This is a genomic window from Nonomuraea sp. NPDC001699 (assembly GCF_053596455.1).
Genome location: NZ_JBSFGF010000015.1, coordinates 51,157 through 62,629, shown reverse-complemented (window position 1 = coordinate 62,629; position 11,473 = coordinate 51,157). Strand labels below are relative to the sequence as shown.

Below are 11,473 nucleotides of genomic sequence, written 5' to 3'. Positions count from 1 at the left end.
GAGCATTGCGCCATGACCGATCCCGCCGAGGCCGTAGGCCACACCCTCGCCGCAAACCTGCGCGCCGCACGTCAAGACCGAGGCTGGCGGCTGGAAGAGCTGGCCACACGGTCCGGCGTCAGCCGCGGCATGCTCCAGCAGATCGAGACCATGCGCACCAACCCCAGCATCGCGACGCTCGCTCGGATCAGCGCCACGCTCGGTGTTTCGATCGGCGAGTTGGTGGAGCCCCCGGAGGAGCTCGGCCGCGTCTCCCGTGCCGCCGACGCCGTGGTTCGCTCCGAAGGCCGCACCAGGCTTTTGATCAACGACAGCCAGCCGCCTTTCACCGAGCTCTGGGAGTTCCGGCTGCCTGCCGGCGACAAGATCTCCACGCCCGCGCATCCGCCCGGCACCCGGGAACTGTTGCAGCTCCACTCGGGCAGCGTCGCGGTCACCGTCGGCGGGGCACTCTTTCAACTCGCCGCGGGAGACGCGCTCCGGATGCGGGGCGACCGCCCGCACGCCTACAGCAGCCAAGGCCCGGAACCGGCCCACTTGACGATGGTCGTTGTCTATGCGGGCGCCCGAGACCCTCGCTACGCGGGCCTCGTCCCCGGCTGATCCGACGGTCTGGCGTGACCCCGCGGTGCCCCGATCCGTCCCGACGGCCCGCAAAGCGCCGGCGGGTCACGCTCCACGATGACGGGCCTGTCCCACGCGTCCAATGAACCCGGACATTCCGCGACTCCGGCTCCAAGCCTCCGTACGGAAGGTGCCCACAGGTGGCGAACCTGGTCTACAAGCGGAGCTCGACCGACCAGCAGTCGACCGCCCTGCCCTGCGGAGGGTCATCCGGAGGAACACCCGTTTGGCGGCCGGATCGGCACCGAGGCGGTCGGGGCCCTGCGTGATGGCGGGCGTGTGAGCATCTACGGAATGGCCAGCGGCGCCGACACCGTACTCGACGAAGACGAGCTCCGGGCACGCTCCATCGACGTCATCGGGCTCACCTCCGCGCCGAGCCCCGCCCAGACCCGGGCGCTCATCGTCGATGCGCTGGACCACCGCGAGAGCCGGGGCTCGCGTGTGGTCTCCACCGAACCCGGGCCGAGTCGGTTTGTTCTGCCGGCACACCGAGCCGTGTTCTAGCGGCTGCTGAGGGCATGGTCGTCCTCGGCGTGCGGGAGCCGGCGTACGGCGGCGGAGGCCAGCGGGAGCACGGCCGCCGCGGCGTAGACGATGCCGGCGGTCGCGGCCACCTGATAGCCGTCGAACCTGTCGGCGAGCAGTCCCACGCCCAGCTGGCCGATGGGGATCGCGATGTAGGACAGCAGGTCGTCGTAGGACGAGACGCGCGAGAGCATGTGTGCGGGAACGTGCTCCTGCAATGAGGTCTCCCAGCTGACGGCCGCGACCGAGGAGCCCAGTCCGGCGACGAAGGCGATCGCGATCAGCCAGAGGGCGTCCAGGTGCGCGCCGAGTGCGAGCAGGGGGACTGCGCCGAGCGCGCTCATCAGCTGGCCCAGCCGCAGCAGGTGCCTGACCACCAGCCGGTAGACCAGCGCGCTCATGACCAGCATGCCGACGCCGCGGGCGCTGAGCACGAACCCCCACGTCTCCTCGCCGCTGAGCCGCCTGGTCAGGACAGGCCCCAGGATCTGCCAGGTGCCGACCTGAACCAGGTTGACCACGCAGAAGCACACGGACACCGTCCACACCCAGCGGATGCGGCGGAACTCGGTCCAGCCGTCGCGGATGTCGGCCAGGATCCCGGAGGCGGGCGAGGCCGGCGCCGCGGTGAGGGACAGGCGGGCAAGGCATCCCGCGGCGAGGAGGTAGGTCACTGCGTCGAAGGCGATGGCGTGGCCGCCGCCGACGACGGCGACCGCGATCCCGGACAGGCTCGGCCCGAGGATCTTCGTGGCGTTTCGCACCGATCCCAGCAGGGCGTTCGCCTGCCGTATCCGGTCCCTGGAGACAAGCTGGGGCACGATGCCGCGCAGGGCCGGCGTGGTGAACGCGGCGAGGGCGCCGTTGAGGAACCCCAGCGCGGCCAGCGGCAGCAGCGTGTACCTCCCGGTGAGCAGCAGAGCGGCGACGCCGCCCTGGGTGAGAGCGGAGCCCAGGTGGGCGGCCACCAGAACCGTCCGGCGCGGGAGGCGATCGGCCACGGCCCCGCCCACCAGGAGAAAGGCGAGCAGCGGCACCATGTAGGCGGTCAGGACGACACCGAGGTCGCCGGTGTTGCCCGAGGCGTCCAGAACCCCGAACGCCAGCGCGACCGGCGCCATCGAACTGCCCAGCAGCGACACCGCCTGCGCGGAGAGGAACCAGCGGAAATCGGTCTGTCGCAGAAGGGCTGAGAGCATGGGCAGGAGTCTGCAGACGTACCGGACCGGACACTATCGTTTCGGCAGGAGGCGAAAGATGACACTGCTGCGGTTGAGCACCCTGGCTCTGTCGCGGTCTCGGTTCGCGCTGTCCCCGCTCGCCGAGACGCTGGGATCGCTGATGGTGCTCGACAAGCCCTGCACCGATCCGTGGCTGGCCTCCTGGTACGGCCTCCACCGCGGCGCGTTCCGCGCCCACCTGGAGGCGGATCCCTTCGCCAAGGGCCTGGTCGGATTGCTGAGCTCGACCAAGTGGCTGCCGAGCCACGTGGTGATCCCGCCCGCAGGCGGCATGCGCACCACTCTGGAGAGCGAGCTCGCGTCGGTCGCGCGGATGTCCGACGAAGAGGTGCGAGCCGAGCTGGAGGAGTCGGTGGCGCACAGCTGGAAGCGGCACGATCTGACCTGGCTGACCGGACGCGGCTGGGCGGCCCGTACCGCCGACCTGCTCACGTACGTGTGGGAGGCTCATGTCGCCCCCGACTGGCCGCGCCGGCGGGCGCTGCTGGAACGCGACGTCACCTACCGGGCAGGGCTGCTGGCCGCCTACGGGTGGCCGCGCGCGTTGCGGCACATGAGCCGCCGCAGCGCCTGGGTCGGCGATGACGCCATCCGCTTCAGCGACCAGGACTCCCCTGACCGGGTCGTCGGCGACGAGGGCATGCTGTTCGTCCCGGTCAGTGTGCTGAGCAGCGGCACGTGGCTGTGCGAGGCGCCGCCGACGTCGTACGCGCTGGTCTATCCGGCCCGCGGATCCGCCGACGGTGCGGCGCGTTCCCCGCGCGCCCGGTCGCTGGAGCGGCTCATCGGCGCCGGTCGGGCGGCCATCCTCCACGAACTCGAACACCCCGCGACGAGCAGCGAACTCGCCGCGCACCTCGGCCTGTCACTTGGCACCGTGGGCGGCCACCTGGCCGTCATGCGCGACGCGGACCTCGTCGTCGGCACGCGGGCCGGTCGGCGTGTGGTCTATCGACGCACCGAGGCCGGTCACCTGCTCGCCGGCCTTGGAGAGGGCTGAGCAGAACGACGTACCGCCCGGGGCTGCTCTTCGATCACCCGCTTCCAGCTCGTCCAGACCGCGCCCACCGTCCTGCGGGTCAGATCCAGCCCTTGCGGGCCGCGTAGAGGGCGAGCTGGAAGCGGGTGACGGTGCCGGCGCGCTGGTTGAGCTGCTCCAGGTTGCGGGACAGGGTGCGGCGGCTGATGCCCAGCAGCTGCGCGATGGTGTCGTCGGTGATCCCGGTCCCGAGCAGCTCCAGGATCCGTACGTGCATCGGCCGTAACGCGGCCGGGACCCGGTCGCTCAGATGCATCGGGAACGCCGCGCGCCACGAGGTCTCGAAGAGCCCGGCCAGCGCGGACAGCAGACTGGAGGGACGCACCACCAGCAACGAGTCGTTGACCTCCGCCTCGACGAATGACATCGAGACGATCGCCAGCCGCCGGTCGAAGACGGTGAGCTTGACCGGGACGGTCGGCAGCACCCGGGCATGCTCGCCCGCCGCGATGCACGGCCGGATGTTGACGGCGTAGTAGAGGCCGTTCTCCACCGCGGACTTGGAGTAGACGACCCGGTACTCCACGCCGCGCTCCAGGTTGCGCACCTCGGTGGGGTTGGCCCCCACGCGCACGTGGTACGGCGGCGAGTCGAACCGCAGCACCTGCGACTCCACCGTGCCCTCGATGTGGTGGATCCGCTCGACGATGCGCGGCCCGGTCACCACCTCGACCAGGTCGTCGGTGGCCTGCGGGCGCACCGAACGCCGGTAGTGCCGGTAGGCGTTGACCGCCGCGGTGTGGGCCTGCTGGAGTTCCGCCGACCTGGCGTGGGACAAGTGGTCCAGCGCGACGGTGGGCTCCACCGGCGTGGCCTCCGACCGTCCGGGGCCGTCGGCGGCGGCCAGGCCCAGGTCCACCAGGCGGCCGAGGGCGCACTCGGCCGCGCCGGGCTTCCAGCCCAGGTGCTCGGCCAGGTCCGCGGCGCTGGTCCGGCCGGTGTGCAGCATGGCCAGGTAGACCTCGGCCTCCCGCGATGCCATCCCGAGACGGCGCAGGTGCGCGAGCAGGTCGTCGTCGCTCATGAGGATCCCTTCACGTCCGGTTTGACGTGGCCGGGCAAATCCTGTCATGCGGGGGTTCGATCACGCAGGACCCACCTCCGCGCGCGCGGGCGGCCGGTCCCCCGAGGGACGGCCGTGCCCATTCCGGCCACTGGCGAGGGGTCGCCACCACCCGGCGCCGGACGGGAGTACACCGGACACGACACGCACCCCGCTCCCCTCCCGGAGGTGTCATGCACTCCCGCATCGCCGTCCCAGCCCGCGTGCCCGCCCTGGCGCTGCTGGCCGCGCTCGCGCTCACCGCACCGTCGGCGGCGGACGCCGCCGTGCCCACCACCCTGCCCGCCACCGTGCCCGCCACCCTGCCCGCCACCGCGGCCACAGCAGCGGCCGTCCCGCAGTTCGACCATGTGGTCATCGTCATGTTCGAGAACAAGAACTACTCGACCATCAAGGGCGGCTCCTCAGCCCCCTACCTCAACTCCCTGGCCTCGCAGGGAACGTTGTTCACCAACTCCTTCGGCGTCACCCACCCCAGCCAGCCGAACTACATCGCGTTGTTCTCCGGCTCCCAACAGGGCGTCACCAACGACGACTGCCCCAAGTCGCTGAGCGGCGGCAATCTCGGCCAGCAGCTCCTGACCGCCGGCCGCACGTTCAAGGCCTACTCCGAGGGCCTGCCCAGCGCCGGTTACACCGGCTGCGGCAGCGGCAAGTACCGGCGCAAGCACGCCCCCTGGGCGGACTTCCCGACGGTGAGCGGCTCGGCGTACCACGTGGCGTACTCGGCCTTCCCCGGTGACTACAGCACGCTGCCGACGGTCTCGTTCGTCATCCCCGACATGTGCAACGACATGCACGACTGCTCGGTCGGCACCGGCGACTCCTGGACCAGGAGCAAACTCGACGGGTACGTCCAGTGGGCCAAGACGCACAACAGCCTGCTCATCGCCACCTTCGACGAGGACGACTTCACCTCCGTCAACCAGATCTACACCGTCTTCGCCGGAGCCCACGTCAAGGCCGGTTACCAGTCCACCACCCAGATCAACCACTACAACGTGCTGCGCACCATCGAGGACATGTACGGCCTGCCCGCGCTCGGCAACGCGGCCGGCAAGTCACCCGTCACCGACGCCTGGACGACCTCCGCCCCCGGGACCACGGTCTTCTCCGACGACTTCGAGTCCGACAAGGGCTGGCAGGTCAACGCGTCCGGGACCGACACGGCGACCGCGGGGACGTTCGAGCGCGGCGTGCCGCAGCAGACCACGTCCACCCACAGCGATCAGGTCAAGCAGCTGACCGCGGCCTCCGGCGCCCACGCCCTGACCACGGGCGCGGCCGCCGGCGCCGCCTACGGCGACAACGACCTGGACGGCGGCACCACCAGCGCCTCCTCCCCGCAGATCACCCTGCCCGCCACCGGCCCGCTGACCCTGCGCCTGTCCTACAACCTGGCCCACGGTGACAACTCCGGCGCCGACGACCACCTGCGGATCAGCGTCGCGGGCGGTCCCACCCTGATCGAACGGACCGGCGCCGCCGCCGAGGCGGCGGGGGCGTGGCAGAGCGCTACCGCCGACCTGTCCGCCTACGCCGGCACCACGGTACGGCTGTCGGTCGAGGCCGCCGACGCCGGCACCGCCAGCCTCTTCGAAGCCCAGATCGACGACCTGTCCATCACTCAGGGCTGACCCGAGCAGGCCCCCGCCGCCCGCCCGGCGGGGGCCTTCCCCACCGCCACCGAGGAGGCGAACCAGCCCGTGTACCTGTCCACCATCGACCGGCCACCCGGAGGCAGCGCGGGCCGGGGCCTGCGCGCCATCGGCGTCAACGTCGTCGTCCTGGGAACGGTGAGCCTGCTCACCGACGTCTCCGCCGAGATGGTCACCGCCGTCCTCCCGCTCTACTTCGTGCTCACCCTGCACCTCAGCCCCGCCGCCTACGGCCTGATGGACGGCCTCTACACCGGCGCGACCGCCCTGTTGCGGCTGGCCGGCGGCTACGTCGCCGACCGCCTGCGCAGGCGCAAGGCCGTCGCCGCCGCCGGGTACGGCATCTCCGCCCTGGCCAAGCTGGGCCTGCTGGCCGCCGGCGCCTCGATGCCCGCGCTCGGCGCCGTCATCGTCGCCGACCGGGCGGGAAAGGGGCTGCGTACCGCGCCGCGCGACGCGCTCATCACCCTGTCGGTCCCCGAGCCGCTGCTCGGCCGGGCCTTCGGCATCCACCGGGCGATGGACAGCATGGGCGCGTTCGCGGGGCCGCTGGCCGCGCTCGGCGTCCTGGCGGCCGTCGGGGCGGCCACCCCGGCCGCGTTCGACGCGCTGTTCCTGACCAGCTTCTGCGTCGCCGTCGCCGGGTTGCTGGTCCTGGCCGCCTTCGCCCGCGACCGCCGGGACAGGCGGCCTGCGGCCTCCGCCGTCACCCTCCGCGCCGCCGGCGGCCTGCTGCGGGCCGCCGGGGTTCGCAGGCTGCTCTACGCCGCCGGCCTGCTGGGACTGGCCACCATCGGCGACGGCTTCGTCTACCTGCTCCTGATGGCCCGCCAGTCCATGCCGACCGGCTGGTTCCCGCTCCTGCCGGTGGGCACCAACCTCGTCTACCTGCTCCTGGCCGCCCCCTTCGGCGCGCTGGCCGACCGGTACGGCCGCCGCACGGTCCTGCTGGCCGGGTACGCCGCGCTCCTGGCCGTCTACCTGCTGCTGTGCAGCGCCCTGCCGGCCGCCCTCGTGACCGTGGCCGCGCTCTGCTGCTACGGCGCCTTCTACGCCGCCACCGACGGCGTGCTGATGGCGCTGGCCGGTCCCCTCCTGCCCGCGGACCTGCGTACCACCGGGCTGGCCTGCGTGCAGACCGTGCAGGCCCTGGCCTACCTCGGCTCCTCCCTCGCCTTCGGGCTCGCCTGGACGAGCTGGGGCAGCGCCGCGGCGACCGGGGCCGCGGCGGTCGCCGCCGCCGTGGCCGCCACCGCCACGGCCGCCCTCCTGACGGGCCGCCGCACGACCGTGGAGGACGCGCCGTGACCGGCCGCGTACGGCTCCTGATCGCCGGCATCGCCGGGCTCGCCGTCCTGGCGGCCGGGTCCATCGTGATCGCCAGAGCGGCCGGTACGTCCTCGCAGGCCATGGCCGCGGACAGCGTCTCGCTCGTCCCCGGGCCGCGGCTGGTGGCGCTCAGCACCGCCGTCGGCAGCTCCGGCCGGTTGGTGTCCGTCGCGGCCGGCGACCCCGCCGGAGCGCGCGCGGTCTCCACCTTGTCGTGCGCCAGGCTGTACGCGGCCGGCAGCACCGGGCTGTGCCTGCGCGTGGACCCCGGGCTGACGACGTACCAGCTCGCGGTCCTGGACGCGCGGCTCCGGACGGTCAGGGAGATCCCCCTGGTCGGCGTGCCCAACCGAGCCAGGGTCTCGCCCAGCGGCCGGCTGGTGACCTGGACGGTCTTCGTCACCGGCGACTCCTACAACGGCGGCCGCTTCTCCACCCGCGTCGGCATCCTCGACACCCGTACCCAGGAGCTGATCCCCACCCTGGAGGACTGGCCGGTCACCGTGGACGGGAGGCCGTACCGGGCCAGGGACCTCAACTTCTGGGGCGTCACCTTCACCTCCGACGACCGCCGCTTCTACGCGACCATGTCCACCGCCGGGCACCGCTACCTGGTGCTCGGCGACCTCGACGGCCACCGCCTGCGGGCCCTGACGGACAACGTCGAGTGCCCCTCGCTCTCCCCCGACGGCACCCGGATCGCCTTCAAGTCCGCGCTCGGCGGCGATCCGGCCCGTGGCTGGCGCCTGTCGGTGCTGGACCTGGCCACCCGCCGGATCACCCCGCTCGCCGAGACCCGCAGCGTGGACGACCAGGCCGCCTGGATCGACCAACGAACCGTCGCCTACGCCCTCCCCCGGGGACGGGAGCACGCCGACGTCTGGACGGCCCCCGCCGACGGCACCGGCACCCCGCGGATTCTCATCCCCGACGCCGCGTCCCCCGCCGCCCTCGGTGGCGGCGCCATCGGCCCGGAGGCCCAGTGATCAGCGCGTTCCACCTCTTCAGCATCGGCATCGGCCCCTCCAGCTCGCACACCGTGGGACCGATGCGCGCCGCCCGCCTCTTCGCCACCGGCCTGACCGGCTCCGGCGCGCTGGACCGGGTCGCCTCCGCGCGGATCGACCTGTTCGGCTCGCCGGCCGTCACCGGGCTCGGGCACGGCACCGGCAAGCCGTGCTCCTCGGCCTGATGAGCGAAGAGCCCGCGACCGTGGACGTGACCACCGCCGACGAACGCGTCCGCGTCCTCTGCGAGGACCGGCGCGGACATCACCGCCGAGCACGACCCGGTGCCGTCAGGGTTCTCAGCCCTTCTTTTATGAGCAATGCTCATGTATGGTCGCCGACACTATGAGGAACCGCTGGTTGTCACCGATCGCCGTCGTGGTGCTGGCCGCCGTCATCGCGGTGGGGGCGGCGTTCGACCCGTCAGGGCTGGCCGCGCCGTACACCTGGACCGGCGCCGATCTGCTGCCCGTCGCCGGGCTCTGGCAGGTGGCCGCGCCGGCCGTCTACGTGCCGCTGCTGCTGACGGGGGTCGGAGTGCTCGCGTGGACGGTCGCGCGCGGACGTGCCCCGCTACGTACGGCACTGCTGGTCTGGGGCGCGGTGGTGTGGTCGGCGATGGCGGCGAAGCTGGTGATGTCGCTGGTGATGGCCTTCGGCGATGTGGTCTACCTGGCGTGGTCGACCGGCTTCACCGGCGTCAAGGCGGCGATCTTCGGTCTGCCGGTGCTGGTGGCCGCCTGGCTCGCCCAGCTCCTGCACCGCCGCCTCGCCCCACCTCCTCCCGCGTCGGCCTCTTCACCGTCCCCGGGGCCGGAGGCCAACCCCGCCGCGGCCGCGGGGACGTTCTTCCCGCGGGCTTCCGGGCCCGGATGGGCGGCGGCGGGGGTGGCCGTGGTCCTGGCCGCGTCGGTCGGCCGGGTGTGGTGGGGCGGCTCACCCGTCGGGTACGCCATCGGCGACTCCCCGCTGGCCCCAGCGCCCGAGGCGGGACCGCTGGGCTGCCTGGCCGCCGTCGCTCTGCTGGGCGTGCTGACCTGGGCACTGAACCGCGGGCTCGGCGCCACTAACTCGCCCCGGGCCGTCGTCGCCGGACTCTCCGCGCTGGGCGCGGCCGCGACGCTGGGCCTGGTCGAGGTGGGCATCGGGATCTCCGGCGACCTGGCGGGCGGCGACCTGTTCTGGGCCCCGGCGATCATGCTTCGCCTCGCCCCCGCGCTCTCCTTCGGCGCCCTCCTCGCCCTCGGGACGGCGACGCTCGTCGCCCTCCTCCAGCCGGTACGAAGAACCGGCCTTCTCCCGCCGCGCAAGGGCGTCGCCTCTTCCGTACCGGTCCGGACGGCGGTCGTCGTGGCCGCGGCGGCGCTCGCCTTACCGCTCCTGCAGCCCGGCGCCACCGCCGCACCGCCACCGCGCACCAAGGCTCTGGGGCTCTCGGCCGACCGCAGGATCGTCGACGCCGACGGCAACGAGGTGCTGCTGCGGGGCGTGAACGTCAACCAGCTCGAAGACTACTTCCAGAGGCGTCCGGACAAGGCGGTGACGCGACCGCTCACCGAGGCCGACTTCGCCGGCATGGAGCGGATGGGCTTCAACGTCATCCGCCTGGCTCTGTCCTGGTCGGCGCTGGAGCCCCGGCCCGGCCACTACGACCCGGCCTACCTCGCCAGGATCTCCTGGGCCGTCGAGACCGCGGCCCGGCATGGCATGCGCACGGTCATCGACATGCACCAGGACGCGTGGGGCAAAGGCGTCGACGCCGCCCCCGGAACCACCTGCCGGAACGGTTCCCCGATGCACGGCTGGGACGGCGCCCCCACCTGGGCCGACCGCTTCGACGGCGCCCCCAGGTGCGAGTTCACCGGACGCGACATCTCACCGGCCGTCGCCCGCGCCTTCACCAACTTCTACCAGGACAGGGACGGCATCCAGACCCGCCTGGTCGCCGCCTGGGGCATGCTGGCGGAGCGGTTCGCGAACGAGCCGATGGTCGCCGGATACGACCTGCTGAACGAGCCGGGCTTCGGCGAGGCCCCGCCGATCACCTCCGGCGTCCTGCTCGGCCGCTACTACGACCGGGCGATCAAGGCCATCAGGGCGGGCGAGCGGCGCGGATTTCCGCACCTGATCTTCTTCGAGCCGTCCGTGCTCTGGTCGGGTCTCGGCTTCGAGGTCTCGGTGCCCAAGGACTTCACCGACGACCGGCTGCTCGTCTTCGCTCCCCACCTCTACAACGAGTCCATCACCATCGACCAGGGCACCGGCGTCACCGTCACGAGCATCGAGCGCGGCTTCGAGCTGGCGAGCCGGGCGGCGCGGTACTACGGCGCCGGGCTCTGGTCAGGAGAGTGGGGTTGGTTCGGCGACCCCGCCTCGGCCCCGATCGCGAGATACACCGACCAGGAGGATCGGCACCGCATCGGGGGCGCGTTCTGGGTCTGGAAGCAGTCCTGCGGCGACGCCCACGCCGACGCCGGCTCCAGGACCGGCGGCAACCTCATGATCGAGGACTGTGCCACCGGGAAGGACCTGCCCCCGCCCGCCGAATACGTCACCGAGCTCTCGCGTCCCTACCCCCGCTCCGCCCCCGGCCGCCTGACCGGCCTGACGTCGGACCGGACGAGCCTCACGGCCCGAGGCGAAGGCAGCGGGTGCGGCCTGGACGTCTGGTTCCCCGGCAACGCCCGGCCGTCCGTCCATGGCACCGGGCTCAAGGACGTCGCCGCCCGGCAGGCGCCGGGCGGCTGGCGCATCACCGGCTGCACCACGGGCCCCTACGACCTGACCGCCCAGGCCCCCGCCGAGGGCACCCGATGACGGCCACGCCGCCTTCGGCGCCGTCGCGACCGGCGCGACGGTCGCCGGCGGCTCTGCGCCTGGCCTGCCTGACCGTCACGAACGCTTCCGCCGCAGTGCGCTGCCACCCGTGAGCGATCGGGACGAGCACGCAGAGATTTGACCCCGAGGGGCGGTCGGCATAGCTT

Annotated in this window: 10 protein-coding genes; 8 read left to right on the top strand and 2 right to left on the bottom strand. The window is 72.6% G+C overall.

Annotation, left to right across the window (positions count from 1 at the left end):
- Nucleotides 1-12: 12 nt before the first annotated feature.
- The gene (locus tag ACWCSU_RS35195; RefSeq protein ID WP_397043125.1) at nt 13-603 is read left to right on the top strand and encodes a helix-turn-helix domain-containing protein; all 591 of its coding nucleotides are present in this window, start codon (nt 13-15) and stop codon (nt 601-603) included.
- A gap of 300 nt (nt 604-903) precedes the next feature.
- Nucleotides 904-1,131, top strand: coding sequence for a hypothetical protein (locus ACWCSU_RS35190; RefSeq protein WP_449940820.1), 228 nt, complete (start codon nt 904-906; stop codon nt 1,129-1,131).
- Here the strand turns inward: ACWCSU_RS35190 and ACWCSU_RS35185 are convergent.
- Nucleotides 1,128-2,351: an MFS transporter gene (locus ACWCSU_RS35185; protein WP_449940819.1), complete on the bottom strand. Its 1,224-nt coding sequence runs from the start codon at nt 2,349-2,351 to the stop codon at nt 1,128-1,130. The two genes, ACWCSU_RS35190 and ACWCSU_RS35185, sit on opposite strands and share 4 nt — an antisense overlap.
- Nucleotides 2,352-2,409: 58 nt before the next feature.
- On the opposite strand from ACWCSU_RS35185, the gene ACWCSU_RS35180 reads away from it, so the two are divergent.
- Nucleotides 2,410-3,393 carry a helix-turn-helix domain-containing protein gene (locus tag ACWCSU_RS35180; protein ID WP_449940816.1) on the top strand — a complete coding sequence of 328 codons (984 nt, stop codon included), beginning with the start codon at nt 2,410-2,412 and terminating at the stop codon, nt 3,391-3,393.
- 79 nt (nt 3,394-3,472) lie between these two features.
- Here ACWCSU_RS35180 and ACWCSU_RS35175 read toward each other — a convergent pair whose 3' ends face one another.
- Nucleotides 3,473-4,456, bottom strand: coding sequence for a helix-turn-helix domain-containing protein (locus ACWCSU_RS35175; protein ID WP_449940815.1), 984 nt, complete (start codon nt 4,454-4,456; stop codon nt 3,473-3,475).
- A 212-nt stretch (nt 4,457-4,668) separates the two neighbouring features.
- On the opposite strand from ACWCSU_RS35175, the gene ACWCSU_RS35170 reads away from it, so the two are divergent.
- From ACWCSU_RS35170 to ACWCSU_RS35150, 5 genes are all read left to right on the top strand, one after another.
- Nucleotides 4,669-6,132, top strand: a complete 1,464-nt coding sequence (locus tag ACWCSU_RS35170) for an alkaline phosphatase family protein (RefSeq protein ID WP_449940813.1) — start codon at nt 4,669-4,671, stop codon at nt 6,130-6,132.
- A 69-nt stretch (nt 6,133-6,201) separates the two neighbouring features.
- The gene (locus tag ACWCSU_RS35165) at nt 6,202-7,461 is read left to right on the top strand and encodes an MFS transporter (RefSeq protein WP_449940811.1); all 1,260 of its coding nucleotides are present in this window, start codon (nt 6,202-6,204) and stop codon (nt 7,459-7,461) included.
- Nucleotides 7,458-8,468 (top strand): TolB family protein, encoded by a 1,011-nt coding sequence (locus tag ACWCSU_RS35160; RefSeq protein WP_449940808.1) that lies wholly within the window; start codon nt 7,458-7,460, stop codon nt 8,466-8,468. Before ACWCSU_RS35165 ends, ACWCSU_RS35160 begins: the two co-directional genes overlap by 4 nt.
- A complete protein-coding gene (locus ACWCSU_RS35155) occupies nt 8,465-8,674 on the top strand; it encodes a serine dehydratase beta chain (protein ID WP_449940805.1) in 210 nt (69 codons plus the stop codon). The genes ACWCSU_RS35160 and ACWCSU_RS35155 overlap by 4 nt, the downstream gene beginning before the upstream one ends.
- A gap of 175 nt (nt 8,675-8,849) precedes the next feature.
- Nucleotides 8,850-11,306: a glycoside hydrolase family 5 protein gene (locus tag ACWCSU_RS35150; protein WP_449940803.1), complete on the top strand. Its 2,457-nt coding sequence runs from the start codon at nt 8,850-8,852 to the stop codon at nt 11,304-11,306.
- Nucleotides 11,307-11,473: the final 167 nt, after the last annotated feature.

Coding starts and splice junctions, on each gene's coding strand:
- ACWCSU_RS35195 (WP_397043125.1), top strand. CDS start 13: ATGACCGATCCCGCCGAGGCCGTAGGCCACACCCTCGCCGCAAACCTG.
- ACWCSU_RS35185 (WP_449940819.1), bottom strand. CDS start 2,351: ATGCTCTCAGCCCTTCTGCGACAGACCGATTTCCGCTGGTTCCTCTCC.
- ACWCSU_RS35180 (WP_449940816.1), top strand. CDS start 2,410: ATGACACTGCTGCGGTTGAGCACCCTGGCTCTGTCGCGGTCTCGGTTC.
- ACWCSU_RS35175 (WP_449940815.1), bottom strand. CDS start 4,456: ATGAGCGACGACGACCTGCTCGCGCACCTGCGCCGTCTCGGGATGGCA.
- ACWCSU_RS35170 (WP_449940813.1), top strand. CDS start 4,669: ATGCACTCCCGCATCGCCGTCCCAGCCCGCGTGCCCGCCCTGGCGCTG.